Annotated in this window: 27 protein-coding genes; 12 read left to right on the forward strand and 15 right to left on the reverse strand. The window is 39.5% G+C overall.

All coding sequences use genetic code 11. The features are described from left to right. Positions 1-40: 40 nt before the first annotated feature. A complete protein-coding gene (gene ffh, locus BMF77_RS04350) occupies positions 41-1,489 on the forward strand; it encodes a signal recognition particle protein (protein ID WP_148760927.1) in 1,449 nt (482 codons plus the stop codon). A 190-nt stretch (positions 1,490-1,679) separates the two neighbouring features. After that, positions 1,680-2,258 (forward strand): Uma2 family endonuclease, encoded by a 579-nt coding sequence (locus BMF77_RS04355; RefSeq protein WP_148760929.1) that lies wholly within the window; start codon positions 1,680-1,682, stop codon positions 2,256-2,258. A 63-nt stretch (positions 2,259-2,321) separates the two neighbouring features. Here BMF77_RS04355 and BMF77_RS04360 read toward each other — a convergent pair whose 3' ends face one another. The 3 genes from BMF77_RS04360 to BMF77_RS04370 form a co-directional block, all read right to left on the reverse strand. Beyond that, on the reverse strand, positions 2,322-2,510 hold the full coding sequence (locus BMF77_RS04360) for a cyanobactin biosynthesis PatC/TenC/TruC family protein (protein WP_246863064.1): 189 nt from the start codon (positions 2,508-2,510) through the stop codon (positions 2,322-2,324). Positions 2,511-2,524: 14 nt separating this feature from the next. Continuing rightward, the gene (locus BMF77_RS04365) at positions 2,525-2,728 is read right to left on the reverse strand and encodes a cyanobactin biosynthesis system PatB/AcyB/McaB family protein (protein ID WP_148760931.1); all 204 of its coding nucleotides are present in this window, start codon (positions 2,726-2,728) and stop codon (positions 2,525-2,527) included. A gap of 225 nt (positions 2,729-2,953) precedes the next feature. Beyond that, the gene (locus BMF77_RS04370; protein WP_148760933.1) at positions 2,954-4,930 is read right to left on the reverse strand and encodes a PatA/PatG family cyanobactin maturation protease; all 1,977 of its coding nucleotides are present in this window, start codon (positions 4,928-4,930) and stop codon (positions 2,954-2,956) included. A 706-nt stretch (positions 4,931-5,636) separates the two neighbouring features. On the opposite strand from BMF77_RS04370, the gene BMF77_RS28875 reads away from it, so the two are divergent. Both BMF77_RS28875 and BMF77_RS04380 read left to right on the forward strand, forming a co-directional pair. Continuing rightward, a complete protein-coding gene (locus BMF77_RS28875; protein WP_148760935.1) occupies positions 5,637-5,792 on the forward strand; it encodes an anacyclamide/piricyclamide family prenylated cyclic peptide in 156 nt (51 codons plus the stop codon). Positions 5,793-6,148: 356 nt separating this feature from the next. Next, a complete protein-coding gene (locus BMF77_RS04380; protein WP_148760937.1) occupies positions 6,149-6,289 on the forward strand; it encodes an anacyclamide/piricyclamide family prenylated cyclic peptide in 141 nt (46 codons plus the stop codon). Positions 6,290-6,322: 33 nt separating this feature from the next. Here the strand turns inward: BMF77_RS04380 and BMF77_RS04385 are convergent, their stop codons facing one another. Next, positions 6,323-7,114: a transposase gene (locus tag BMF77_RS04385; RefSeq protein WP_148760939.1), complete on the reverse strand. Its 792-nt coding sequence runs from the start codon at positions 7,112-7,114 to the stop codon at positions 6,323-6,325. 44 nt (positions 7,115-7,158) lie between these two features. On the opposite strand from BMF77_RS04385, the gene BMF77_RS04390 reads away from it, so the two are divergent. Together BMF77_RS04390 and BMF77_RS04395 are read left to right on the forward strand one after the other, a co-directional pair. Then, on the forward strand, positions 7,159-8,028 hold the full coding sequence (locus BMF77_RS04390; protein WP_148760941.1) for a LynF/TruF/PatF family peptide O-prenyltransferase: 870 nt from the start codon (positions 7,159-7,161) through the stop codon (positions 8,026-8,028). An 88-nt stretch (positions 8,029-8,116) separates the two neighbouring features. Further along, a complete protein-coding gene (locus BMF77_RS04395; RefSeq protein ID WP_210422296.1) occupies positions 8,117-8,800 on the forward strand; it encodes a Uma2 family endonuclease in 684 nt (227 codons plus the stop codon). A gap of 455 nt (positions 8,801-9,255) precedes the next feature. Here BMF77_RS04395 and BMF77_RS04400 read toward each other — a convergent pair whose 3' ends face one another. Genes BMF77_RS04400 through BMF77_RS04410 form a run of 3 tightly spaced genes read right to left on the reverse strand, consistent with a single transcriptional unit; the run spans position 9,256 to position 10,643 of the window. Further along, positions 9,256-9,861 (reverse strand): hypothetical protein, encoded by a 606-nt coding sequence (locus tag BMF77_RS04400; RefSeq protein ID WP_148760943.1) that lies wholly within the window; start codon positions 9,859-9,861, stop codon positions 9,256-9,258. Positions 9,862-9,903: 42 nt separating this feature from the next. Then, the gene (locus tag BMF77_RS04405) at positions 9,904-10,239 is read right to left on the reverse strand and encodes a XisI protein (protein ID WP_148760946.1); all 336 of its coding nucleotides are present in this window, start codon (positions 10,237-10,239) and stop codon (positions 9,904-9,906) included. Next, a complete protein-coding gene (locus BMF77_RS04410) occupies positions 10,227-10,643 on the reverse strand; it encodes a XisH family protein (protein WP_148760948.1) in 417 nt (138 codons plus the stop codon). The genes BMF77_RS04405 and BMF77_RS04410 overlap by 13 nt, the downstream gene beginning before the upstream one ends. Positions 10,644-10,711: 68 nt before the next feature. Here BMF77_RS04410 and BMF77_RS04415 point away from each other — a divergent pair, with 68 nt between their 5' ends. From BMF77_RS04415 to BMF77_RS04425, 3 genes are all read left to right on the forward strand, one after another. Then, positions 10,712-12,844 (forward strand): PatA/PatG family cyanobactin maturation protease, encoded by a 2,133-nt coding sequence (locus BMF77_RS04415; RefSeq protein WP_148760950.1) that lies wholly within the window; start codon positions 10,712-10,714, stop codon positions 12,842-12,844. A 664-nt stretch (positions 12,845-13,508) separates the two neighbouring features. Next, entirely contained in the window at positions 13,509-16,331 is a 2,823-nt protein-coding gene (locus BMF77_RS04420; RefSeq protein WP_148760952.1) for a cation-transporting P-type ATPase, read from the forward strand. A 691-nt stretch (positions 16,332-17,022) separates the two neighbouring features. Then, the gene (locus BMF77_RS04425; protein ID WP_148760954.1) at positions 17,023-17,814 is read left to right on the forward strand and encodes an SDR family oxidoreductase; all 792 of its coding nucleotides are present in this window, start codon (positions 17,023-17,025) and stop codon (positions 17,812-17,814) included. 511 nt (positions 17,815-18,325) lie between these two features. On the opposite strand, the gene BMF77_RS04430 is transcribed toward BMF77_RS04425, so the two are convergent. The 3 genes from BMF77_RS04430 to BMF77_RS26505 form a co-directional block, all read right to left on the reverse strand. After that, a complete protein-coding gene (locus BMF77_RS04430; RefSeq protein ID WP_148760956.1) occupies positions 18,326-18,703 on the reverse strand; it encodes a HEPN domain-containing protein in 378 nt (125 codons plus the stop codon). Continuing rightward, the gene (locus BMF77_RS04435; RefSeq protein WP_148760958.1) at positions 18,660-19,025 is read right to left on the reverse strand and encodes a nucleotidyltransferase domain-containing protein; all 366 of its coding nucleotides are present in this window, start codon (positions 19,023-19,025) and stop codon (positions 18,660-18,662) included. The genes BMF77_RS04430 and BMF77_RS04435 overlap by 44 nt, the downstream gene beginning before the upstream one ends. A 292-nt stretch (positions 19,026-19,317) precedes the next feature. Beyond that, a complete protein-coding gene (locus BMF77_RS26505) occupies positions 19,318-19,509 on the reverse strand; it encodes a hypothetical protein (RefSeq protein WP_168204345.1) in 192 nt (63 codons plus the stop codon). 103 nt (positions 19,510-19,612) lie between these two features. Between BMF77_RS26505 and BMF77_RS28550 the strand changes: the two genes are divergently transcribed. Then, positions 19,613-19,738 (forward strand): hypothetical protein, encoded by a 126-nt coding sequence (locus BMF77_RS28550; RefSeq protein ID WP_256370334.1) that lies wholly within the window; start codon positions 19,613-19,615, stop codon positions 19,736-19,738. A 66-nt stretch (positions 19,739-19,804) separates the two neighbouring features. Here BMF77_RS28550 and BMF77_RS04445 read toward each other — a convergent pair whose 3' ends face one another. The 4 genes from BMF77_RS04445 to crcB form a co-directional block, all read right to left on the reverse strand. Further along, a complete protein-coding gene (locus BMF77_RS04445; RefSeq protein WP_148760962.1) occupies positions 19,805-20,905 on the reverse strand; it encodes a GUN4 domain-containing protein in 1,101 nt (366 codons plus the stop codon). 3 nt (positions 20,906-20,908) lie between these two features. Further along, complete coding sequence (locus tag BMF77_RS04450; RefSeq protein WP_148760964.1) at positions 20,909-21,406, reverse strand: hypothetical protein; 498 nt, start codon at positions 21,404-21,406, stop codon at positions 20,909-20,911. A 213-nt stretch (positions 21,407-21,619) separates the two neighbouring features. Continuing rightward, positions 21,620-23,020 carry a Rieske 2Fe-2S domain-containing protein gene (locus BMF77_RS04455; protein ID WP_148760966.1) on the reverse strand — a complete coding sequence of 467 codons (1,401 nt, stop codon included), beginning with the start codon at positions 23,018-23,020 and terminating at the stop codon, positions 21,620-21,622. Between the two features lie 29 nt (positions 23,021-23,049). Further along, on the reverse strand, positions 23,050-23,448 hold the full coding sequence (gene crcB / locus BMF77_RS04460; RefSeq protein ID WP_148760968.1) for a fluoride efflux transporter CrcB: 399 nt from the start codon (positions 23,446-23,448) through the stop codon (positions 23,050-23,052). Positions 23,449-23,618: 170 nt separating this feature from the next. Between crcB and BMF77_RS04465 the strand changes: the two genes are divergently transcribed. Together BMF77_RS04465 and BMF77_RS04470 are read left to right on the forward strand one after the other, a co-directional pair. After that, positions 23,619-24,482, forward strand: a complete 864-nt coding sequence (locus tag BMF77_RS04465) for a M48 family metalloprotease (protein WP_015083661.1) — start codon at positions 23,619-23,621, stop codon at positions 24,480-24,482. 119 nt (positions 24,483-24,601) lie between these two features. Next, positions 24,602-24,976: a hypothetical protein gene (locus BMF77_RS04470; RefSeq protein WP_148760970.1), complete on the forward strand. Its 375-nt coding sequence runs from the start codon at positions 24,602-24,604 to the stop codon at positions 24,974-24,976. Between the two features lie 363 nt (positions 24,977-25,339). Here BMF77_RS04470 and BMF77_RS04475 read toward each other — a convergent pair whose 3' ends face one another. After that, a complete protein-coding gene (locus BMF77_RS04475) occupies positions 25,340-25,801 on the reverse strand; it encodes a M48 family metallopeptidase (RefSeq protein WP_015083659.1) in 462 nt (153 codons plus the stop codon).

Genomic DNA, 25,801 nt, shown 5'->3' on the forward strand with positions numbered 1-25,801 from the left:
GCCCCTACTGACAACAGACTAACTACGTTGTAACTGAATTATGTTTGATGCACTATCTGACCGTTTAGAATCCGCCTGGAAAAAACTGCGAGGACAGGATAAAATCTCCCAATCCAATATACAAGACGCTTTGCGGGAAGTGCGTCGGGCTTTGTTGGAAGCAGATGTTAACCTCCAGGTAGTCAAAGATTTTATTAGCGAAGTCGAAACCAAGGCCCAGGGGGCTGAAGTTATCGCTGGTGTACGTCCTGACCAACAATTCATCAAAATTGTTTATGATGAATTAGTGCAGGTGATGGGGGAAGAAAATGTTCCCCTCGCAGAAGTTGCGGGGAAAACCACCGTTGTGTTAATGGCTGGTTTGCAAGGGACAGGTAAAACCACGGCCACCGCTAAATTAGCTTTGCATTTACGCAAACAAGACCGTAGTTGCTTATTAGTGGCTACAGACATCTATCGTCCCGCAGCTATTGACCAATTAATTACCCTTGGTAAGCAAATTGATGTCCCCGTATTTGAACTGGGAATTGCAGCAGACCCCGTAGAAATAGCCCGTCAAGGTGTGGAACGCGCCAGATCCGAAGGCATAAATACAGTAATTATTGATACTGCCGGACGCTTGCAAATTGACGAAGATATGATGGCGGAATTAGCCCGCATCAAAGAAGTAGTCCAGCCCGATGAAACCCTGTTAGTTGTGGATGCAATGACCGGGCAAGAGGCGGCAAATCTCACGCGCACCTTCCATAACCAAATCGGCATTACTGGGGCAATACTGACCAAAATGGATGGGGATAGCCGAGGTGGTGCGGCGTTGTCAGTGCGGCAAATTTCCGGTGCGCCGATTAAATTTGTGGGTGTAGGGGAAAAAGTCGAGGCTCTACAACCGTTTTATCCTGACCGCATGGCTTCGCGGATTTTGGGCATGGGGGATGTTCTTACTTTAGTAGAAAAAGCCCAAGAAGAGATAGATTTGGCAGATGCGGAGCAAATGCAGGAGAAAATTCTGTCAGCAAAATTTGATTTTACTGACTTTCTCAAGCAAATGCGGTTGTTGAAAAACATGGGTTCTTTGGGCGGAATTATGAAGATGATTCCGGGCATGAACAAGCTTTCTGAGGATCAGTTGAAGCAGGGAGAAACCCAGCTAAAACGCTGTGAAGCTATGATCAATTCCATGACGGGCAAAGAACGCCGTGATCCAGATTTATTATCAAGTTCTCCCAGTCGTCGCCGCCGCATAGCTTCTGGTTCTGGGTATAGAGAAGCGGATGTAAGCAAACTGGTAGCGGACTTCCAAAAAATGCGATCGCTCATGCAGCAAATGGGACAGGGTGGCATTCCCGGTATGGGAGGAATGTTTGGCGGTGGAAATCCCTTAGCAGCAGGTGGTAATCGTCCTTCACCCGGTTGGCGTGGCTACCCCGGTGGCGCACCACCAGCGAAGAAAAAGAAGGAGAAAAAGAAAAAAGGTTTTGGGACTCTTTAAAATTTAAGCACAAAATCCCGGATTTATTCCATAAATTCGGGATTTGCCAAATGCAATAACTACGGTGTTTGTGCAGGGTTTCAAAAACGCAAAGCGATCGCAAATCACTATAATAATTGTGAATATATTCATCAGTGCCACTGCTTGTGTTCAAAACTTTATTTACCTTTGGTAAAATGGAGCAAGATATATGACTACAATTCAGGTTAAAAGCTTCACCCTAGAAGAATATCACGAACTCATCGAAATTGGCTTTTTAAAAGAAGATGATCACATTCAACTAATTAACGGAGAATTGGTAGAAATGGTATCAAAAGGTACGGCACATGAAACTTGTTTAAGAAAGCTATTAAAGGAACTCCCAAAACTTATAGAAGATAGAGCAATTCTGCAATCTCAAGCCCCCATTAGTATACCACCCAAAAGCGAACCAGAACCAGATTTTGCCATTGTCAAAAATCGTGATGATGATTATTTTTCATCTCACCCACAAGGGAGCGATATATTGTTAGTCATAGAAGTTGCAGATTCTTCCATAGACTATGACCAAAAAGTGAGAATACCTCTTTATGCGAAAGCGGGAATACCTGATTATTGGATATTTAATTTATTAGATAATTGCTTGGAATGTTACAGTGAACCATATCAAAATAAACAGGGGATATTTGGGTATACAAATAAGCGAATTGTTTTACCTACTCAGGTTATATCTTTACCTTGGTTTACTGATTTACAGCTTGATTTAAGTAAAGTGTTTCCTGTATATTAATTAATATCCCCAACTTCTCAAAGAAGTCGGAGATATGAAAACCGCACCAACTAACACCACCAACTAACACCAAATCCGACCACGACGAAAAGGTTTATCAGGTTCAGTTTGTTGGGCTTTTTGTCTAGCCATTTCCTGTGACCAAAAACCATAATCTTCCAAACCAGTTGACAAAATATTACGTTTAATTTCTGCTGTTTGTTTGGGTTCTGGTTGACTCGAATTTGCGGGGGTTTTCTTTTGTTTACTCATAATTTTGATAACTCCTAAATTACACAACTGCAAGAAGATTTAATTTGCTGATAACTACGATTTTGAAATGCAGCGGGGTCATTATAATTAGCACCATGTAATAAATCCATACGAATGCTAACTAAGTCCTCGACTCTACCATAAATGACATCAACAGACCGATGAGGATAAATAATATCTGGTCTTTTTACCGGGGGGGAAAGTTTGGGTAATCTCATAATCAATTTTAGATTGTAGATTTTGGAAATTGATTTCTCATTTCCTCGTTTTTCGCGTTTCTCGTTCCCATACTCCGTATGGGAATGAATTCTAGAAGGCTCTGCCTTCTATTAAAGCAGAGTCAGAGCCTCTGTAACCGCATTCCCAGTCAGAGACTGGGAACGAGATAAACGAGATAAAAGACTTTGTTGGGTTGCGCTGTTGCTTAACCCAACCTACTACTATTAATAAGGAGTAGACCAAGAACGGACTTCACCCAAGGTGACAGGAATAATATCACTCACATCAATTGTAAACCGGAATAGCTTCTTGGCCCGACGGCTATTTTCAGGGTCAAAGAACTTTAATTTTACATCCCAACAATCGCTATCTAAACGACAGAAAGGACTTTTCTCTACAGTAATACTATCCAACTCCATACCTGTAGCCACAGCTTCCGCAAAGGTGGAAGCCGCTTGAAAGGCATTCGTAGAGGCAAAATTCAACGCCCTATCTTGGGAAGTTGTCCCTAAATTCCGTAAATCATAATAAATGCGGCTGAGGAAACTACCCAAAGTCCGACGAATAGACTCTTCTTGGGCTTCTGTCGCTTGCGCTTGCACTGTGCGAATAGCAGCTTGAACTAAGGTGTTAACCTTCCAACCATACATTCCCCGAATGTTGGGAACTTCAATTACTGGCACAACTTGACCAGAAAATAGTTTCACACTGCGTCCTGATAAAATACCGGGAATACTGACTCTCTCTACATAATTCTCGCTGTCTTCTGCTTGAATTTGTCCCGATAATAATTGTTGTAAAATAGCATAGACATCTCTGGCAAAAGCCCCACCTGGTTCTATTGCATAGATAGGAGTTAATTCTAAATTTAAAGTCCAAATTAAAGACTTAGCTTCCGAAAGATTATCTCCTAAATAATCTACCATCTGCCGCGCATCATAGGGATTAGCGGGAATTGCTGTTCCGTCTATGGCTACCCCCGGCATTAATTGTTTAAAAGAGTCTCTTCTGGCTTCTGAACCAAAATCGTAACCCAGTGTACCTAAAGCATACACTAAGTTAACTTGAGCGAGGTCGCTGGGCGCTTGACTAGCAGTAATGTAATTAGATGTACGATTTGACATGGTAGTAGATTGAGAATTGGATGAATTTGTTAAAGGTGCGGAAGTTGTCACAGCAGGAACTACTGGGAAAAATTCAGGGGGTATAAATTCTTCCGGGTTGGGTTCCGGTTCAGCACTATTTGTAATCTCTGCACAACCGCAACCAGCAGCTTCAATACTGTCAACGGTTTCTACTGTATCTAATTCTTCGGACATTGTTCCTCCTGTAAAATATGCCAATGCACCAGAAATATTTAATTTACCTAATAAACAGCGACTAATATCGTCTGTATCCTTATCTGTGCAAGGTATAGCAGTTTCTAATAAAACCGCTCTCACCTTAGCGGGGTCGGGTGTTTCACCACGTTGAACTTGCAGACTTAGGAGTAAAGCAGCGACACCGGAAACAATGGGAGTAGCAAAGCTAGTACCACTGAGTTTTTGTGTCCCTCCCCCCGGTTTTGCCCCTAAGATGTTTTCTCCTGGTGCAAGAATGCCTTGGTTTTGATAGCTTTCTCCCCAGTTACTAAAGTCTATGGGTTTACCTTGGTCATTCATTGCCCCTACTGCTAATACGGTGGGTAAAGATGCGGGAACGTGCAAACATTCGCAACCATCGTTACCAGCAGCAGCCACAATTAAAACATTGTGATCTTTGCATAGTTGCACAGCCCTATCTAACCAGCCTTCTGCTTCACCATTATCAGTGAGTTGTCCAGCACTGACATTGATAATATGCGCTCCAGCATTGACGGCTTGTTCTATGGCGCGAGCTAGATCTAGTTGAGAAAGTTTCCTATTATTGTCACCAAAAATAGGGACGATTAACCCTCGACATTGGGGAGCTATTCCCCGTAATTCTGAAGAATTATGTTGACCAAATATGATGCTTGCTACATGAGTTCCATGTCCAGACATAGATCCATTAGCTGTCGCTTCTCCCTGAATAAGTGTTGGCAATCTTGTTAAATTTGCTGCATTAAAGCAATTATGAGATTGATCAACCAATCCGTCGAGTATAGCTACACATATTTGTGAATCACCCTGTGTCAAGTTCCATAATTTGTGTATTTCCGTTTCAATTGAGGATTTTGGCATTTAATTTGCTAATTATCTGCTTAAACATCTATTTTGCGCCATAAATATATATTTTATGACATTTTTATTACGATTGTGCTTCTAGAACACAAAAGTAATTGTTATATTATTCGGCTGAAATGTCAACTCAATTTACATATTTTAACGGATATAATTTTTTCTTATGTCAAAAAAAAAAACGGTTTTAGTAAGTGTTTATTTTCTCCTGTGCTGTGGATGAAAATCAGTATTTACAAATACTTGACGGGAGGAGATAGTGATTTCCGCTTCACGGAAATATCAAGCAAACAGGAGTGTTAACAACCTGATTTACTATAAGTAATTTTTATTAATAAGGTCTTGCGTTGAATCATAATTGGCTGTACTATCAGAATCAGGGTAGCTTCACTTAGCCTACTGATTAGTAATTGCACTTTTTATCATCTCATGGTAAGTAGTTGCATTGATTATTCTGAAAAATTCACATTAGTTAATACTAAAACTCTACCTCTCCCTAACCCTCTCCTAAGAGGAGAGGGAACAGGAAAAAAACTTGAGAATTTAAAGAGTTTAAAGCCTCTCTCCTTGTAGGAGAGAGGTTTTATATAAAGCTTCTGGTGAATCACAACTCGTTAAATTACCCTTCAACACCAATTTAACGCCTTCACCAAACCAGTCTTCTTCATCAGGAAGAAGTTAAACGAACAAACAAAAAGGAAAACACACCATGACTAAGAAGAACATCCGCCCCCAACAAGTTGCTCCCGTAGAACGCGAAACCATCTCTACTGCCAAGGATCAAAGCGGTCAGGTTACAGCCCGTTCATGGAGAGATCCAAGTGAGGATACGTTCGCTCCTTTTGCGGGCGACGACGCGGAGTAAGTCACCCCATTCTACCACTCACCTCAAAAAATATCAAAAGTCTATTTCTACATCCCTTGGCGCACGGTTTGCCTCGATGAATTGACGGACAACCCTTGTCAGTTCGGGGGTTTATCACTGGCACGGGGGATATGAATTAAGATACCTCTCCCTAACCCTTTCCTAAGAGGAGAGGGAACAGGAAAAAAAATTGAGAATTTAAAGCCTCTCTCCTACAAGGAGACAGGTTTTATATAAAGCTTCTGGTGAATCACAACTCGTTAAATTACCCTTCAACGCCAATTTAACGCCTTCACCAAACCAGTCTTCTTCATAATGAAGAAGTTAAACGAACAAACAAAAAGGAAAAACACACCATGACTAAGAAGAACATCCGCCCCCAACAAGTTGCCCCCGTAGAACGCGAAATCATCTCCACTGCCAAGGATCAAAGCGGTCAAGTGGAAGCCCAGCTGTTCTGGTTTAGTCCTCCTTTTGCGGGCGACGACGCAGAGTAAGTCACCTCATTCTACCACTCACCTCAAAAAAGGTCAAAAGTCTATTTCTACATCCCTTGGCGCACGGTTCGCAGCGATGAATTGACGGACAACCTCTGTCACTTCGGGGGTTTCGGATACCTGGCACGGGGGGGGTGGCGGAAAACCGGACTTAGATTTTTTGGGGTTGGTGGTTGAACCCTGATTTGTGAGATGAACCCCAGCCAACAGCTTACTACCCCAGTGGTATTGGGTTGGGGTCTTCTCCTTGGGTTTATACTTTTGGCAGAAGCCTTTATACTTTTTGGCACATTCTTCTAAGCTGTTTCCCATTCGTAAAAAAGCCGGATGCCATTGAGTTAAACCATCATCAGTTAAGCGTTCATAACTGCCATAATTGCTGAAGTCATAGAAAAAACTCTGGCGCATTTTGGCAGCTTTAGGATTAGCGTGAATGTAGCGTAAAGTATTTAATGCTCTTTCTTTGTCTGAAGCAGGAAACCCATCACAGTAATATCGTTTCTCCCAAAAGCTTGTGGTGAGCGAAGTCGAACCATGTCCCGTTCTTCTTAACATCCGATTGAAACACATCGCCGTGTACCAATTCAGGAAGTGCATAATTTTGGGTAACTCTTCTGGCTGTTTAGGTGCAATCAAATAATGAACATGATTTGACATAATGCACAAAGCATAAAGCTGGAAATTGTATTTATCCAAAGCCTTTTTTATCGCATAAAGAAACACTTCCCGACATTCACGCCGTGATAGCTTAAATTCACGGTTATTGCAACGGGTTGTTATGTGATAAGAGTATCCGGGTTTGATATTTCGAGGTTTTCTGGGCATAAAAAACTTTAAATAAACAGGCATAAGGAACTTTAAATAAACAAATGATTACCTACGATAATTTCGTCACTGACAGTGAAATTAACCTAACTCATATTGGCAAGCACAAGCAAGTTTTTGAGATAGAAGACTATCTTTTTCCTTTAGGGCATTTTGAAAAATTAGTTCAAGGACAAAAAGATGCCATAATTGACTGTGCTTGTAAAATTGATCATGATAGACTTCATGCTGCTAGGTTCACTCTGACATGGACAAAACCAGACGCTAAAAGCCAAATCAATGCAGCACTAAATTTTTTTAATGCTGTGGCTGCAAGAGTTGAAGTGAAGTTAAATTATCAGCTACTACATAAATTTTTAGGCAATAATTTCGACTTCAGTAAAGTTATTAAAGTGTTGATAGGAGTAGATGCCAGAAGAGAAGTCAAAGATTCACGTTTGAAACTGTTTATTTGGATTGATAATTATTTAGAAAAAACAGAAACAGCAATTTCTTTGTGCGGTAACAGCCCAGAATTGCGATCAATCTTAACTAATAATAACTTGTTAATTGGTTTTGATTTTAGCTTGAATGGTAGTCATGAGATTGAAGTTTATCCAACTCTTTCTGCTGAGGAATTTGTCAGGGAAAATGTGCAGATACGACTTGCCAAAATATTGCCTGCAAAGGCTTTAGAATTTCTAAAAGTCTGTCATTTGTTGCAAATTGGTTTTAGCCAAGCGAATGAGAGCAAAATTCTCTATTTTCATCCCACTGATCACAATTACTTCGTTGATAATTTAGGAAATCATTTAGCTGATAGAGTTCATGCTTATTATAGACATCAAGCAGTGAGAGCTTTAGTAGTGTGTATTCCTGAAAGCGAGTTAATCAAAAGTTCAATTCAGAAATTAAATATGTATTATAATACCTAAATTCCTCATATAACATCCTGTAAATCCTGAAGTCCTGGACATCCTGATTGGTGACAATTTCATTTTCTGCAAAATTTGAGCAAATTTTATGATATCTACTACTGCAATTTCTCCCATCTTAACTATTCCTCCCCTAGAAAACGGCGACAAATTAACCCGTCATGAATTTGAACGGCGTTATCATGCCATGTCGAATCTCAAAAAAGCCGAATTAATTGAAGGAGTAGTTTACGTGGCATCACCATTAAGAATCAAAAGTCATGGAGAACCCCATGCTTATATTATGACTTGGCTGGGAGTTTATAAAGCAGCTACACCGGGCATAGGTTTCGCCGATAATGCCACAGTGCTAATAGATACAGATAACGAACCACAACCGGATGCTTTATTAAGAATTGAAACAGGAGGACAATCAAGAATAAATAAAGATGATTATGTAGAAGGTGCGCCAGAATTAATAGTAGAAATTGCTGCTTCTAGTGCTTCCTATGATTTACATGAAAAACTCAAAGTTTATCGTCGTAATCAAGTCCAAGAATATTTAATCTGGCGAGTTTATGACCATCAATTTGATTGGTTTAGGTTACAACAAGGGGAGTATATTCAACTTCAACCCAATACAGATAATATAATTTGTTCCCAAATATTCCCCGGTTTATGGTTAGATAAAATAGCATTATTAGGAGGAGATTTAGGTACAGTATTAGCTGTTTTGCAGCAGGGTTTAGCAAGTCCAGAACATGAGAATTTTATTAGTAGATTATCTAGTTAGTCAGAATCAGGATATCCAGGATTTTTGGTGTCAACTTAACGTAAAACCCATAGCCCGACTGGGAATGAATTCCCAGTCTCATAGCAAAAGTCATCTAAAGATGACTAAATAACCCAGAAAATTTTCAGTAAACTTTAGTTTAGTTTCGCTATTAGCCCGTAAATTCATTTCTGGGCGGGTTTGTCAGCCAACAGATAAGACATTTTTAGCCTAAGTTGACACCTATGAGCATTGCTAAACCCCTAATAGCCCGACTGGGAATAAATTCCCAGTCTCATAGCAAAAGTCATCTAAAGATGACTAAATAACCCAGAAAATTTTCAGTAAACTTTAGTTTAGTTTCGCTATTAGCCCGTAAATTCATTTCTGGGCGGGTTTGTCAGCCAACAGATAAGACATTTTTAGCCTAAGTTGACACCTATGAGCATTGCTAAACCCCTATTGGTGACAATTATCTAGTTAGCAGCAGTTACCATCCAAACTAAAATTCCTAAAATGACATCAACAGGAGGAAGGGGATAATCTGTAAAATCAATTGTTACAGTTTGTTCCGTTAATTGTAGAAATCGCCAAACAGTACCATTAGTGACGCTACCATAAATTGTAGGAATGGGTTGATTATTAATTTCATTGAATTTTTGAGCAGCAATCATTTCCGCAATACACTGGCCAATACCCGGATTTAAGTCTGATTTTTTGGCTTCCACAATCATAACTGCTGGTGCTTCCACTTCTAACTGTTCCGTTGAACGACTCAGAACAAAATCACAGACTCCATTCAATCCTAAAGCCGAATCTACAGTAAAATCTGTACCAGAAAATAAACTAATTTTTCTTTGTAAAATCTTACGAACCTCTAGTAAAACCGGACTAATGATTAACTCAGAACGTGCTTTTTCACTTCCTGTCGCTATAGCTAATGGTAAACTTTCTGCTAAAAAATCAGTCAGGGTTGCACTAGCAGCAATTGGTTGGATTTCTGGCAGAAACTTTTTATTTTCAACGGTATTTATGCCAAAGGTTTGCTTAACTTTTTTGAGAGTAAAATCACTATATGACATAATGTAAATATTTCCAAAAATGATGTAAAATCTATGTGAAAATCAACCAACAGCAAAATCTGTATATTGTCTCACCAAAGGTTCATGAAATGCTAAAACAATATCTGATTTTGGCACTCCTAATTTAACTAACTCATCTGCTATACCAATTTCAGTTCCATCATGTTGTATCCAAATTTTCTGATCTTTAATATCCAAATGCAAAACACAACCATGCTGCCGTTTTCTGTTTTTCCAACCCACATACATCAATTGATAATGATCACCAAAACTATCAAAAATCAATTGTTGTTCAATTTCATCTTTAGCTGAACCTAATTGAGCATATTCTGTGATCACTTGTTTGACATAATTGCGATATTGTTCTAGTTTTTCCATGCTACAATTACCTCCTGAACTGGATCATAAATCATGATTTTAAGTTGGGAACGCTGAACAACTGTTTTAATAAACTGCAATTGAAAGAAAGAGTAATAAATTCCTGAAGGAATAGCTAAATATAAAACTCGTTCTGGTTGTTGTTCTTCTAATGCCAAATGATAATTAAAAAATTGTCCAATGGCTTGATGAAATTGAGAAATATTAGATGTACCAATAAAACTCTTAATTTCCACCGCTATTTTTTCTCCTTCTCTTTCAGCAGCTAAAACTTGTTCCGCACCGAGATCAATATACATTTCCACATCACCAACTTCTATCCTTAAAGGATCATCTGTAATTACCCAACCTTCTTTTTCTAACCCTATCCTAACAGCATCATGAAAAACATCTTTAGCTGGCATTAACTTGATAAAAAATTAGACTTTTCACCCACAATTATAACATCAATTACAACAACACAATCAAAACCATGCCTAACCTTACCGACATCCCCGGAATTTCCCAAATTTGGACACGCACAAAAGGCGACCCCCGCATTAAAATTGCTATCCTTGATGGTGCAGCCGACTTAGAACGTAGTTGTTTTCAAGGGGCAAAATTTAGTCAATTTAAACCCTATTGGGCAGAAGATATTGAACTTAACGAAGAATACTATTATTATCTCAATTTATCTTTAGAATTTAACCAACAACAAAAAGACAAAAAAGACGACCCCGACCACGATAAAGAAGAATCAAAAAAAGAACGAGAGGCATTTTTTGCACCTTTCCCTCCAGCTATTAGACAACGCATTGAATTATCCAGTCATGCTACTCACATTTCTAGCACTATCTTAGGACAACACGGTACACCAGCCCCTGGTATTGCCCCTTTATGTACAGCATTAAATATTCCTATTTCCTTCGCTAATGATGATTTTATTTCCCCTATCAACCTTACCCACGCTATTAATACCGCTTGGCAATGGGGAGCGAATATTATCCATATCGCTGCTTGTCACCCTACCCAAACCGGAGTAGCACCAGATTTATTTGCCCGTGCTGTGAAACAATGCCAAGATAATAATATGTTAATTGTTGCCCCAGGTGGTAACGATAAAGGTGAATGTTGGTGTATTCCCTCTCTTCTTCCTGGTGTGATTACAGTGGGTGCAATGCGAGATGATGGCCAACCGTTTAAATTTAGTAATTATGGCGGAGAATATCAACATAAAGGGGTAATGGCTAACGGTGAAAATATTTTAGGCGCCCAACCGGGAACAGAAGAACCTATCAGACAAAAAGGGACTAGTTGCGCTGCACCCATTGTCACAGGTATTTCTGCTTTATTAATGAGTCTGCAATTGCAACGAGGAGAACAACCCAACGCTGAAGCAGTGCGGGAAGCGATTTTAAATAGTGCTATTCCCTGTAACCCGGAAGAAGTGGAAGAACCAGAACGCTGTTTATTAGGTAAGTTGAATATTCCCGGTGCGTTTCAATTATTGACGGGAGAAAAGTTAGAACCTCACCCCCAACCCCTCTCCTACCAGGGAGTGCAAGAACCTCACCCCCAACCCCTCTCCTACGAGGAGAGAGGAGTAGGAATCTCTCGTTCCCAGGTTCTACCTGGGAATGCTACATTAGAGGCTCTGCCTCTCACTATACCGTCAGGCAGAGCCTTGGAGACAGCATTCCCAGCCGGAGACTGGGAACGAGAAACTTTAGTTATTAGCCAGGGAATTAATTCCTCAACTGATTCTATTACCCCTAGTGCGGCTTCTAAATTGGTATATGCTTTAGGAACAATTGGTTATGATTTTGGTAATGAAGCCAGAAGGGACTCGTTTAAACAATTAATGCCAGCAGTGAATATGGACGGGGCAATTATTCCTGCTAATCCCTATGATAGCCAGCAAATGGTTGATTACTTGTCAGTAAATCCTACGGAAGCTAAACCTTTAATTTGGACTCTCAACCAAGAATTAACTCCTATTTATGCTTTAGAACCTGTGAGCGGTTTTGCCGCAGATATCTATGAAACCCTGATTTTGATGTTAGCGGGACAAATTCAACCAGAAAACAGTGATGATTTTGTCGAACGGGTAAGTATACCTGCAAGGTTAACAGATAGAACTGTGGAGTTATTTTCTGGTCAAGTTGTGCCTGTAATTAGTCTTACGAATACTAGGGGAATGTATGGCTGGAAAGTCAACAGTTTGGTAGATGCGGCTTTGCAAACTGTAATTACGGGAGAAACTGCACCAGCCCAAGAAATAGCTATGAGAAAGGCTTTGAGTAGTTTCTTAAATCGAGTATACTATGATTTGCAAAATTTAGGACAATTGGCAAAAGATCGAGCGCTGAATTTTTCTGTAACTAATGCTTTTCAAGCCGCTTCTAGTTTTTCTCAAGCTATTTCTACAGGGATGCAGCTTGATAGTATTGAAGTGGAAAAAAGTCCTTTTTGTCGCATTAATAGCGATTGTTGGGATGTGAAATTAAAGTTTTTTGACCCAGAAAATGGTCGCAGAGCTAAAAAGGTGTTTTTGTTTACCATTGATGTTAGCGACAGAATTCCTGTAACTTTAGGTCAAGTTCGCTCTTGGTCTGTGCGGAAGTAAGCACGTAGTCTATGCTCTGATCAATAATTTATCAAAATTGTTTATAAGAGCATCCGGTAAGCGTAAAACGAGCGCGGCTTGGCTCCCTGAGATATAAGCGACACGAGGGATTTTAATCCCTGTGGTATGTTAGAATTAAATTGTGAGTAAGAACAAAAAACATCCGTCAGCATAGTGCATTTTTTGCGTCTTGTCAAGTCTTAAAATGTTTCACTGGTAAAAATAATTTTTTGTCTGAATCAGGATGTCCAGGATTTAAGGATTTACAGGATGTTGTTTGAATTTTGATTGTCCATCTTTATCTGTGTTTATCTGCGTTTATCTGCGTTTATCTGCGTACCCTTCGGGAAGCAAGCTACAATTATTCTTGATATTACTGTTAAATTACTAATTTTTTTAAACGAACCACAGAGGACACAGAGGACACGGAGAAAAAATATCAGTTATCTTTGTGTGGGAAGGGAGTAATTTTCTCGTTCATCTAATTAATTATGTTTAGAAGTCGGGGATCTTTGACTACAAAATAAAATCGTGTAAATCCTTAAATCCTGGATATCCTAATTCTGACAATTAACCCTCCTCAAAAACATACCCCACACCTCAGACAGATGAAAAGGTATAGACTCGGCATCTAAAATATCAAAGCCCGATTGATACCAAAAGTATGGATTCAAACTTTCATATTTGGACGCTGACACCTACAGATGTCTACAAAACACTAACAACTACTCCTCAAGGTATCAGCGAGGCAGAAGCCAATTTAAGATTAAAACAATCTGGTTATAACGAACTTCCCGAACCCCAAACACGCCCTTTAATTCTGCGTTTCACTGATCAATTAACCCATTTTATGGCCTTGCTGTTGTGGGTAGCGGGAATATTAGCTTTTATTTCCCAAACACCAGAATTAGGTTGGGCAATTTGGGCAGTTATTTGGATTAATGCTATCTTTAGTTTTTGGCAGGAATATCAAGCGGAAAAAGCTTTATCAGCCCTGAAGAAAATCTTACCTTCCCAAGCTAAAGTTTATCGGGATGGAAAATTATGTGTAATTGCTGCCCGTGAATTAGTTAGCGGCGATGTCATGCAGTTAGAAGAAGGTGATAAGATATCCGCTGATGCCAGAATTATTCAAAGTCAGTCTTTATATGTAGATGTCTCCGTACTCACAGGGGAATCTTTGCCCGTTCCCCGCATTAGCGAACCTGTTACCGCCGCAAATATCCATGCTTCCGAAGCCAGTAATTTAGTATTTGCAGGTTCTACCGTGGCAGCCGGTCGGGGACTGGCAGTAGTATATGCCACAGGCACACATACAGAATTTGGTCAAGTTGCCCATCTTACAGCCCATGTGAAGCGGGAAGCCAGCACTTTAGAAGTGCAAATTTCCAGAGTAGTTCACATCATTACCATCATTGCTTTGACTATGGGGGTGGTGATATTTTTACTCACTAAGTTGCTGGTGGGAATGCAACTCAAAGAAAGTTTCATTTTTGCCATTGGTATTATTGTGGCATTTGTCCCCGAAGGTTTATTACCTACTGTCAGTTTAGCCTTAGCCATTGGTGTCAAACGCATGGCTAAACAAAATGCTTTGGTGCGGCGTTTGTCTGCGGTGGAAACCCTGAGTGCAGTCACGGTGATTTGCACTGACAAAACCGGGACTTTGACAAAAAATGAAATGACTGTTCGCCAATTATGGATTCCCAATATTCAGATTAATGTGACTGGGGTAGGTTATGAACCCAAGGGAGAAGTGGAAATTCTTACGGAAGAGTTACGAACCACAGAGGCACAGAGGACACGGAGAAATGAGGTGCTGTTAATGTTGGCTGGTGCGGCACTTTGTTCTAATGCCCGGTTAAATCATCCCCCCAATTCTCATCAATGGCAAGTATTGGGTGATCCTACGGAAGGGGCGTTATTAGTGGCAGCAATTAAGGCTGGGTTGAAGTTGGAAGAATTACAACAGCAAGCCCCCAGAATTCAGGAAATACCTTTTGATTCCCACCGACGAATGATGACGGTTTTATTAGAAGGACATTTGGAATTTGACAATACTGAAAATTCTCAGTATTTGATTTTTACCAAGGGATCAACTTTAGATGTATTGCAACATTCGCAGTATTTATGGCATTCAGGGGAAAGGCTGAAACTAACTCAAACCCAGCGACAGGAAATTGTGGCGGCTAATGATCAATTGGCTAGTCAGGGTTATCGTGTATTAGGGGTGGCGACAAGACAAGGTGGGGCGGAATTAAACCAGCTAGATCATAACTTGTTAGAACAGGATTTGACTTTTTTGGGCTTGGTGGCGATGATTGACCCAGCCCGTCCAGAAGTTGCGGATGCAATCGCTCTTTGTCATCGTGCCGGCATTCAAGTTACTATGATTACAGGTGATTATGGGTTAACAGCGGCAGCAATTGCACAACGCATTGGTTTAGCTAACGGTAAACCTAGAATCATCACTGGTGAACAATTAGGACATCTTTCTGATACCCAATTGCGGCAAATCCTCCACAAGCACAAAACCGGGTTAGTATTTGCCAGGGTAATGCCGGAACAGAAACTCAGATTAGTGGAAGCATATAAAACCCTTGGTCATGTCGTCGCTGTCACTGGTGATGGTGTCAACGATGCCCCCGCCTTACGCGCTGCTAATATCGGCATTGCCATGGGAATTAGCGGTACAGATGTTGCCCGTGAAGCTGCGGATATTGTGCTTATAGATGATAATTTTGCCACCATTGTCGCCGCCATTGAACAGGGTCGAGCGGTGTATCAAAACATCCGCAAATTCATGACTTATATTCTCGCTTCCAACATGGCGGAGTTTTTGCCCTTCCTGGCAATGGTGTTTCTGAAAATACCCCCGGCATTAGTAATTTTACAAATCTTAGCCATTGATTTAGGTTCAGATATGTTACCTGCACTAGCATTAGGGGCAGAAAAACCGGAAACTGGTTCAATGGAGTTACCACCTCGGAAAAAATCTCAAGCACTGTTAGATTTACCCTTACTACTGCGTGCTTACTGCTTTTTAGGACTGCTGGAAGGTTTGGCAGGTATGGCAGGATTTTTCTTCGTTTGGTGGACAAATGGCTATAATCTTCCCCAATTACAGGCACTCAGTCCTAGTATTCTCTCTCACTCAGCAGATGCTACGATAATGGCTATTTATTATCAAGCAACAACAATGACTTTAGCGGTAATTGTAGCTTGTCAAGATGGTAACGTTTTTGCCTGTCGTTCGGAACGGGTTTCTATTTTACGGTTGGGCTTTTTTACTAACCGCTTTATTTGGTGGGGAATTGCGGTGGAATGGTTTTTGATTCTCTCTATTATTTACTCTCCTACCCTACAAAAAATCTTCTCGACTGCACCTTTAAAACCATCATATTTATTGATGTTATTGTTCTGTCCACCGTTCATCTTAATAGCTGATGAACTGCGAAAGCGAATTATTAGACAATTCAACTTTTAAACAAGTTTTAGATTTTAGGCGTTGCTGCTTAAGGGTATGAACTTATCGGGCTTCGCCCCGCTTCGCTAATACGCAGATGCGCAGAGTCTCAGGGAATAAGAAGAAATATAATATTCACTTTTGCTAATAATCATTTTCTTGTTTTTATAAATTAGTGCGAATTTACCAAAAATTATGACTAATACACTACAAATTCAGCAGAATATATTGTCTTGAATAAGTTAAAAATGTGTTCCTTGTCACAAAAATCAACCAATTGTGAGGGGATCATCATATGAATTGCTCACTATTCATAAAAACTTATATAAATTAAGATTGCGATATATATACTTTAGGGAAACGACTGATCAGAAATCCTGATTAAAAAATATTGCAATAACTTGATTTAGTTGCTAATGTGTGTAGGTACGACAGCACTGGTGAATGCTCGGAGCAAATAGAGAGGTAAAATCAATGAGCTTTATCCATCCTGCCAACAGTCTTTTATGTTGATTATTCCCATCCTAACAACGAGGAATTTCTGCTGTCGAGAAGCAATAAAGGGGTATTGCAGATGAGCAGAAAAAGTATCTTCGTTCCTGTCGCTGAATTGAAATTTGATTTTTGTTTACCGTTCATCAATCGTCTTCCCTGTTGATTACCAAGAAGGCAAAAGGAAGATGAAAAATGAAGAATTTGGAGGTGAAAACCGATGAAGATTCAAGGAAAAGTTGCACTTATTACCGGGGCTTCCCGTGGCATTGGTAAAGCGATCGCTTTAGAATTAGCCAAACAAGGCATGAAAAGGTTAATATTGGTAGCACGCGATCGCCAAAAATTAGCCGAAGTAGCCGCCCAAATCGAAGCTTTGGGCGTAGAAACTACAATTATGGCCTTAGACTTAACTCACTCAATCAACGTCAACATCGCCGTAGCCCAACTTTGGCGCAGTTATGGACCCATTCATCTCCTCGTAAATTGTGCCGGAGTCGCACATCAAAACTCATTTCTGCAATCAAAACTCCCCCAACTACAAGAAGAACTCTCCGTCAATTTGATGGGAATGTACACCCTCACCAGCTTGATAGCCAAACGCATGGTTAGTCAGAAAAGGGGGATCATTGTCAATGTCTCCAGTTTAATGGGGAAAGTTGCCGCCCCGACAATGGCCACATATTCCGCCACTAAGTTTGCCATTGTCGGATTTACCCAGGCACTACGTCAAGAACTTGCCCAACACAATGTCCGTGTTATCGCCTTACTCCCTTCCCTCACCGAAACGGACATGGTGCGTGACTTGCAATCATTCCGAGGAGTGATCCCCATGACACCCGAACAAGTCGCCCAAGCCCTCGTCATCGGCATAGAAAACGATACCGCAGAAATCCTAGTCGGCTGGCAATCTCACTTAGCCGTATTATGCCAACGTCTCGCCCCTTGGTTACTAGAAATCATCCTGCAACTAGCAACACCGAAAAAACCATTACCTGATGCTGCGGGATAACATTCAATCTAGTTAAGTTTTGTTTCGCGCAAAGACGCAAAGGAGCAAAGGCGCAAAGTGTTTTTTGTGTCTTTGCGTCAAGTAAAGTTAAAAAATGGTAGGTTGGGTTAAGCGAAAGCGCAACCCAACTGAAAATTTGATAATGATAAGGAAGAAATGACACTATCGCTAACCCTGTAATGATAGTGCAGAATCATAATTGATCTTACTGTAGCGATCGCTTGATAATCAAAATAGTTGCTAGGAAATAAATATATTATTGTCTGAATCAGGATATCCAGGATTTTAGGATTTACAGGATTTTGATTTTATTTGTGGTGTACTAATATTTTAATTTGTCAGAATCAGGATGTCCAGGATTTGAGGATTTACAGGATGTTGTTTGAAAGTTTCATGTTTTGATTTTTGATTGTCCATTTTTATCTGTGTTTATCTGCGTTTATCTGTGTTCGATTATTCTTGATATTACTGTTAGATTACCATTATTTATTTAACCATTGATTTATTTGAATTAGCAAGATGATAGATAGTTTACTAATTCTAGGAACTCTTCGGTTCTTTCAATCATTAGTTTTGCATCTTCAGCAGTTAAACGTTCAGAGCGATCATAATCTCCCTTTAAACGGATCTGTTCTGCATCAATTAGATAACGGTGAAATTTAGGATCAATTTTACCAGTTCTGGCAAAAAGTTCGCCAAATTTACTAATTACAGCAGAGTGTTTGCTAAAACTGAGATTTTCACCTACTAGGAATGCTTCAGCTATATAAAACATGGCATAATAAGCACGAGAAGCAGCAAAATCAGCTAGATTTTCACCAGCTAAAATTTTAGCTGCACGCAGACTATCTTGAGCTTTTTGTACTAGAAACTCTTGTTCTTTGTTCATAGAAATAAATACCTTCTTTTTTGATATTTTGGATTAGCATTATTTGTTCTTTTTCAAAACGACTGAGGGAGTAAAACAGGTTAGAAATTACTACACTATATTTTAAACAAAGGGGACTAAGAAAAAAGCCAATTTTTTCAATTTCTTTGGTTGCTTGCACTAAATCCTTCAGTATAACTAATACATCAAAATCTGAATCAGGAGTAGCATCACCACGCGCTTGAGAACCAAAAAGAATCACTGCAATTAGTTGATCTTGGTATGTTTCAAGCAAGTTATTACACAATTCCTGCATAATTTCTTCTAGTTTTGGGTGTTTCATTTTTTTGTCTGAATCAGGATTTACAGGATTTTAGGATTTACGGGATGTTGATTTTATTTGTGCTGTACTAATATTTTAATTTGTCTGAATCAGGATGTCCAGGATTTTAGGATTAACAAGATGTTGTTTGATGATTGTCTTTAAATGATTATAAACCATCTAAAAATTACTATCCTGTAAATCCTTTAATCCTGGTTATCCTGATTCTGACAAATACAACTTTCATCACCAACAAACCATCTAAAAATTACCATCCTGTAAATCCTTTAATCCTGGATATCTTGATTCTGACTTAATAATTTTCTGTTGTTCTTCCTTCCTGGCGAAAACCTTCCACATATTTAGGATAATTAGCATCTCTACAAAAACGACTATTAGGAGTTTTAATAACAACGGGAAAATTCAAATCTTTATGGCATCCGGCATTTTTGCAATTGGGGAGAAGTTTGGAGGAATGTGCGGCTAAATATCGGGGGTTTTGCAAGAGGTATAAACCAAAGGCCAAACCAGAAAAAAGAAACCACTGGGGAAGTCGGTTTTTACCGTCAATGAAGAAAAGCAGTAAGGGGAAGAAGTCACCAGGACAGATGAGTTGCCCTTGGGATAAGCAAGAAGTAACAGAAAGTACGGATGTACAGGAGGTAGCAGAAAAATTTGTCTACGCAAATAGCTTCTTTTCTGCCGTGCCAGGTAACGAAAATCGCAAATGTTGATTCTAGCGTGGGAACGGGGGCTGTAATAAATATTTACAACTTTCTGAAAGCCTTAGATGTTAGAGTTTACAAGTCTCGATGCGAGAGAAGAGAACCCCTCCAATCCAACCCTCCATAGAGCGGAATATCTCTCCTCCTAAACCCTAACCGACGCAACCAACCCTCATCTGCCCCGTCATACACCTCAAACCACCAACTCTCCACAAACCAGTATTCAACACCCTCTACACCCCATAACACATTCCACAAATCCCAATACCACCAGTAATACATAGGTACAACAATAGTAAAAGTAGGTAGGTGTCCCCTAGGTGCAGTGTCGTGAAATGTTAAGTAGTTATATTCCAACCATTCACCCGAAAATCCTATTCTCCATCCTACTCGTTGACAGAATTTTTTCCAGTGTGTTTTATAATAGTTGCCATCAGATATCCCACCAGACCTCAAGTAAATTTCTTTTTGGACACTGAAGCCAAATCGCCCTTTACTGTGTTTTACCCACAATTGGTCAATGCTGAGAAGGTCTTGGCATGGAAAATTTAAGAGTTGATCATTTGTGAACCTGTCACGAGATTTTTTAGGGACAGCTTTAATAATGAGTTTATAAGTTTCTTTATCTGCTTCTTTCCAGTTATGTGCTGCTAGTAGTTCGCTTAGTTTGTTGTAGTCTATGCCTGTTTTTGAGGATATGTCACCTGTTGGAGTTGGTGGTTTTATGCTTATTTTTTGGACGTTATCTGCACCAGATTCTTTTAGTGCTTTAACAATTTCATTAACAACATGATCAAGTCCTTTTTTAGATTCAGTCGCTAATTTGTCAGCAAGAGTAGGAGAAAAATCAAAAACTTGCTGGTATGAAACATTATGCCATATTGGAATTATTACTTTTCCATATTTCAATTCTTTCTGTATCAGCCCTGCTAATTCCACTTGTGTCCAATGTTTTTTGATAAAATCAGGACTAATAACAATTAGCCCAAATCTAGAGTCTTTGAGTCCTTTATCAATTGAACGACTTAAGTTATCTCCTATTATCAGAGAAAATTCATCATACCAAACACGATAACCTATTTTGATGAGCTTTTTAGCTAGTGGTCTTACAAAATCATCTTTATCTTCACTTGCATGGCTGATAAATATGTGATACTTAAAATCAAAATCTTGCACTTATCACTCCTTCACACCTGCAATAATCGCCAAGGCCTTCGCATACTCTTCCAAACCACCTCGCAAAGCAGCCAACTCACTTCGCAACGTTGCTTCTTCTGTCCAACTTACCTCATGTTCCTTGGGACTCACCCCCATAGGTCGTCTTGCTTCCCACGCTTGTAACACAGGATGCCACTTAGCTAAAAACGGTCTTAACCCATTATTCAACACCGCAATAGCAATACCCCCGACCGAGTTCTTAGAAGCACCCACATCAGGTCCAGCAGCTTTGAGAATTTCGCGGGTAGTTCCGAATAAACTATACAATGAGTTCAATGCTTCCCGCACTAATCCCTGGTCAACTTCTAAGGACTGGACAGCAATGCGTGTTACCAATTCCACATACAAAGACCAAGCGGCTTTACGTTCCGTTGTATCAGCTTCCCATTCCGCAGAACCAATACCGAAGGGAAGACTAATAGCGACTTTTTTTAATTTTGCGGGGTCGTGCTTGGGCATAAACGACTACTGGAAATAAGTATATAAATTATAGTACCTAAAAATTAGCATATTTTAGCGGCACTATTGAAAATACTCAATAATGGTCTTTTTAGAGGCACAATTACCACCGTAACGGCGGGCAAAATTAATCAAAAAAAGGATAAAGTTTAAATCAATCCTCTTAATTCCTCTCCGCGCCTCTGCGCCTCTGCGTGAGAAAAAGCAATTCATTTACTCATGTAAATTGCGTGGGGGGATCATTCTCCCCTCATAAAACTCCCTTTCCAACTGACTTAATTTCCACCAACCTGCACCCAATAAAAGAGGAATAAATGTTTCTGTCATCACAAAGAGAATTGATTTTGTTTCCACCAAAAAAGCCAACAAAGGACTACTAGCTAAAACCAGAATAGTAAAAACACCAAACCAGAATTTTAACTGTTGAATCCTTTTTAAAGCCTGACGACAACTAGCACATTTTTCTGTATGGGAATGATATCTTTCTAGCAATCCTTCCTTATTCAATAACAGTGGTGGTAAAGATTCCCCCGGAAATGTTTCCCCATGATATTGATTTACCCATTTACGTAACTCAGCCACAAAAGTATCTGCCTTTGTCGCTAGATAAAAGGCTTTATTAAAATTAGCACTACCACCTTTATCCGCTAAATAACGTTCTTGATAATGGAGAAAAATTTGATCATCTTCTAAAACGCCATTTTGTCCAATATGGACATACCAACGAGGACGAATTTTAATAAAAAATCCTGGTAGTTTAGACTTGAACTTAAAAGGAAACCGGGCAATTATCCGACATTCACCTTTGCGAATGGGCACAGCATAAACAACAGTTAAAATTCTGCCTTTTTCCGCATTAATATCATGCCACATTAAACCAGGGGCAATAAATGTTGTGGAAAGTTTTCCCGATTGTCCCGCTTTTAATCCTTGTTTCCAAATCCCTTCAAAACCATGTTTTCCTGATTCAACTATTTCTAATTCTAAAGGTGCAGCATTGGCACGATTTCCCACTGTAAGATGATGCGTAAAGGCAATATGACTAGGATCAAGGATATTTTCTAATAATGTTAAAGCATCATAAGGAACATCTCGAAAAGTGTTCATAATTACCCAGCCTTCTGGCGCTGATTCTATGGGTTCAACTACAGGAACTTTGGTATTTATGGCATTTTCTGGATTACCAGCATAGACAAATAATAATCCCTGTCGTTCTGTTGTTGGTAAAGATGGTACACAAGCCCTGGGAGAGGTTTCTGCTTTTCCACCTGCAACCTGTTGGGGAATTTTTTGACAACTTCCATCTCCAGCAAATGTCCAACCATGATAAGGACATTCTAATAGTCCATCTTCATTAATTCTGCCTTCAGAAAGAGGTGCAAGACGGTGAGGACATTGATCTATAAATACTTGCCAAGATGAGTTTTTTTGATCCCACCAAATCACAATATCTTTACCCAAAAGAGTGAAAGGTGTGGGTTTGGATTTATCTAAATCTTGAAGATAGTGAACTGGATACCAAGCTTCTGCTAATTGGAAAGAATCGGGGTTACTCCCTCCAGGTAATATTTCTGTTAAAGAATTTTCGTTGATAAAAGATTGTGTTTGCACCATTTTCTGTATTGATTAATTTTCAATAACTTTTAATTTAACATTCTAGCAATAATCATCCCCAATTGCACACTGATAATTCCCAAAATACTACTACCTGAAAAATAACCAGCAGCAGCTAACCAATGACCACGTTGTAACAAGCCAACTGTATCTAAACCAAAAGTAGAAAAAGTAGTATATGCCCCTAAAAATCCTGTAGCGACAATTAACTTAATTTCTGGAGAAATCATCGCTGTTTTTTCCATAGCTAAAGTTGCGAAAAACCCCATTACTAAACAACCGCTAATATTAATAAAAAAAGTTCCATAGGGAAAACCAAAACCAAAGCGGTTTGTCAACCACAAAGTTAAATAATAGCGACTTAAAGCCCCAGCTATTGCCCCTAAACTAATAGCAACGGGAACACGAATTTCTGGCTGTTGTAACATTATTAATCTTTTATTCAATCAGTCTCAAACGGAAAACCGTACTTTGGTGACAGGTTTTCATCACTGTACCTCAAAATTGAACTCGATACAATCAAGAGGTGGCTAAAAGGATGCTGTTGTCCAGACAAAGTTATAAAAATTAATACAGCACAAGTAGGAGAGTTATCAAGATGGGAAATCAACTGAAAACGGCTATTTTACTAGGTACTCTAAGTGGCTTATTGATAGCAATTAGTTACTGGGTAATTGGTGGTACGGGGGGCTTGATTATAGGAATTGGGTTAGCAGCAGCGACTAATTTATTCTCCTGGTATCAATCAGATAAGATTGCTTTAGCCGTATATAACGCCCAGCCTGTCACCGCAGCGGAAGCACCAGCACTGTATCGTATTGTCCAAAAATTATCTAGCCGTGCCAATATTCCCATGCCGGGAGTGTACATTGTTCCTAGTCCTACTGCTAACGCCTTTGCTACAGGACGAGATCCTGAACACGCGGCTGTGGCTGTCACCGCTGGGATTTTAGACATCCTCCCAGAGGATGAATTAGAAGGCGTAATTGCCCACGAACTTACCCACATTATTAATCGTGATACCTTAACTCAAGCGGTGGCGGCTACTGTGGCTGGGGCTGTTTCTTTCCTAGCACAAATGCTCAGTTATAGTCTGTGGTTTGGTGGCGGTTCACGGGATAATGAAAGAGGTGGCAATCCTTTAGGTGTATTAGCTACAGTTATTTTTGCCCCTATGGCTGCAACAATTATTCAGTTGGCTATTTCCCGCACTAGAGAATTCTCCGCTGACGCTGGTGCGGCAAAATTAACAGGTAATCCTCGCGCCTTAGCTAGGGCTTTACAAAGGTTAGAATCTACAGCTAGACAAATGCCTTTGAATGCTAATCCAGCTTTTGAACCATTATTAATTATTCATCCCATTTCTGGGCAGTTTTTGGGAAATCTTTTCTCTAGTCACCCAGCAACTGAAGCAAGAGTAGAAGCTTTACTACAATTAGAAAGGCAACTGATTAGTCGTTAATAATCTATCTTTGGTCATAAGTATATTCATAAATCCCCAATTAACTGATGACCAAATTATGATGATTACAGGTGCAATATTCATCCACAAGTAAACTTTACCAACAGGATGTGGCAACTATGACTACTAACAATATTGAATCTATAGAAATCGTAGAAATTAGTCTTCATACCAGCGAAAATGGGGAAATAGATGAAGTTAAGCAGGAAACTACAGCATTATTAGAGGCGATTAAGAACCGCGCCCAAGCTGAAGCTGAATCGGCTGGAACTATTACCCGTGAAACCTATTTAAATGCTGTGCGTCAGGTACGAGAAGCTATTGAAAAAGACAAACTGATCGAAAGAGACCGCTTAGAATATTCTTGGGCTAAAATTCAAGAAGAATTAGAGCATAATTGGAACTTACTGCATAAGGATGTCACAGATTTGAGCGACAGATTCCAAAATGCCGCTAAGGCTGCTTGGGAAGCTTTCAATGCCCCTCGTGATTAGAGGATGTTTGAAAAGTGGTATTCCGTAATTTTCATCACATTGCTACCCCCCTTTCCCCTTGTAAAGGGGGGAAACAATAAAAATCCAGTTCCCTCCCCTTTACAAGGGGAGGGTTAGGGTGGGGTAAAAAATATTTGATACATCAACCATAACTTTTCAAACACCCTCTTAGGATTGATAATAAAAACAAGTAGGGATATAGCATAACTGTATCCCTCATCAAAAATCGGATGGATAAGGATAGTCAAAATGTGATTATAATTATCTGCTTCTGATAAACCTGAAATCTCTCAAGTGATAAAAGAAGCAAATGGACTATTAATTTAACATCAATAATCCCAAAAATCATCAAAATCCTAAAAATCACAGTTTAGACATTTTATCTAACAAAACACTAACCTTTTTAGCCCTTTCTGGTTGACGCTGTTTTTGCAATAATTCCTTTGCTTGAACTAAATTACTTTTCGCTTCTACTTCCTGTTGTTCCTGCATGAGAATATTCGCTAAACGTAAATAAGCATCAGGATTTTTGGGACTACTATCAATTACTCCACAAAATAACGCTTTTGCTTCGGCAATTTGTCCCTTCTGATTTAAAATATCTCCTAACAGCAAACGTACCATATCATTGGTAGAGTTGATAGCAATGACTTTTCTCAAAGCTATTTCAGCATTTTCAAAATCTTTAGCTTGATAAAAATTGATGCCTTTTTGAAATAAATTAGAAGTAATCAATGTTTTGATACTTAAATAACCAAGAATGGCAAGACCAAAAATGACTACGGAAATGGCGATAATATTGGAAGTAGGAAATGTTGCTAACAT

Origin of the sequence: Dolichospermum sp. UHCC 0315A (assembly GCF_008121535.1) — a bacterium.
Lineage (GTDB): Bacteria > Cyanobacteriota > Cyanobacteriia > Cyanobacteriales > Nostocaceae > Dolichospermum > Dolichospermum lemmermannii.

Bases quoted from the DNA above. Each gene is read 5' to 3' on its own strand.
- BMF77_RS04455 (WP_148760966.1), bottom strand. From the start codon at position 23,020: ATGGTGCAAACACAATCTTTTATCAACGAAAATTCTTTAACAGAAATA.
- BMF77_RS04465 (WP_015083661.1), top strand. From the start codon at position 23,619: ATGGGAAATCAACTGAAAACGGCTATTTTACTAGGTACTCTAAGTGGC.
- BMF77_RS04385 (WP_148760939.1), bottom strand. From the start codon at position 7,114: ATGCCCAGAAAACCTCGAAATATCAAACCCGGATACTCTTATCACATA.
- BMF77_RS28875 (WP_148760935.1), top strand. From the start codon at position 5,637: ATGACTAAGAAGAACATCCGCCCCCAACAAGTTGCTCCCGTAGAACGC.
- BMF77_RS04415 (WP_148760950.1), top strand. From the start codon at position 10,712: ATGCCTAACCTTACCGACATCCCCGGAATTTCCCAAATTTGGACACGC.
- BMF77_RS04470 (WP_148760970.1), top strand. From the start codon at position 24,602: ATGACTACTAACAATATTGAATCTATAGAAATCGTAGAAATTAGTCTT.
- BMF77_RS04430 (WP_148760956.1), bottom strand. From the start codon at position 18,703: ATGAACAAAGAACAAGAGTTTCTAGTACAAAAAGCTCAAGATAGTCTG.
- BMF77_RS04420 (WP_148760952.1), top strand. From the start codon at position 13,509: ATGGATTCAAACTTTCATATTTGGACGCTGACACCTACAGATGTCTAC.
- BMF77_RS04395 (WP_210422296.1), top strand. From the start codon at position 8,117: ATGATATCTACTACTGCAATTTCTCCCATCTTAACTATTCCTCCCCTA.
- ffh (WP_148760927.1), top strand. From the start codon at position 41: ATGTTTGATGCACTATCTGACCGTTTAGAATCCGCCTGGAAAAAACTG.
- BMF77_RS04365 (WP_148760931.1), bottom strand. From the start codon at position 2,728: ATGAGATTACCCAAACTTTCCCCCCCGGTAAAAAGACCAGATATTATT.
- crcB (WP_148760968.1), bottom strand. From the start codon at position 23,448: ATGTTACAACAGCCAGAAATTCGTGTTCCCGTTGCTATTAGTTTAGGG.
- BMF77_RS04410 (WP_148760948.1), bottom strand. From the start codon at position 10,643: ATGCCAGCTAAAGATGTTTTTCATGATGCTGTTAGGATAGGGTTAGAA.
- BMF77_RS04390 (WP_148760941.1), top strand. From the start codon at position 7,159: ATGATTACCTACGATAATTTCGTCACTGACAGTGAAATTAACCTAACT.
- BMF77_RS28550 (WP_256370334.1), top strand. From the start codon at position 19,613: ATGAGTTGCCCTTGGGATAAGCAAGAAGTAACAGAAAGTACGGATGTA.
- BMF77_RS04370 (WP_148760933.1), bottom strand. From the start codon at position 4,930: ATGCCAAAATCCTCAATTGAAACGGAAATACACAAATTATGGAACTTG.
- BMF77_RS04380 (WP_148760937.1), top strand. From the start codon at position 6,149: ATGACTAAGAAGAACATCCGCCCCCAACAAGTTGCCCCCGTAGAACGC.
- BMF77_RS04450 (WP_148760964.1), bottom strand. From the start codon at position 21,406: ATGCCCAAGCACGACCCCGCAAAATTAAAAAAAGTCGCTATTAGTCTT.
- BMF77_RS04360 (WP_246863064.1), bottom strand. From the start codon at position 2,510: ATGAGTAAACAAAAGAAAACCCCCGCAAATTCGAGTCAACCAGAACCC.
- BMF77_RS04435 (WP_148760958.1), bottom strand. From the start codon at position 19,025: ATGAAACACCCAAAACTAGAAGAAATTATGCAGGAATTGTGTAATAAC.
- BMF77_RS04425 (WP_148760954.1), top strand. From the start codon at position 17,023: ATGAAGATTCAAGGAAAAGTTGCACTTATTACCGGGGCTTCCCGTGGC.
- BMF77_RS04400 (WP_148760943.1), bottom strand. From the start codon at position 9,861: ATGTCATATAGTGATTTTACTCTCAAAAAAGTTAAGCAAACCTTTGGC.
- BMF77_RS04355 (WP_148760929.1), top strand. From the start codon at position 1,680: ATGACTACAATTCAGGTTAAAAGCTTCACCCTAGAAGAATATCACGAA.
- BMF77_RS04405 (WP_148760946.1), bottom strand. From the start codon at position 10,239: ATGGAAAAACTAGAACAATATCGCAATTATGTCAAACAAGTGATCACA.
- BMF77_RS04475 (WP_015083659.1), bottom strand. From the start codon at position 25,801: ATGTTAGCAACATTTCCTACTTCCAATATTATCGCCATTTCCGTAGTC.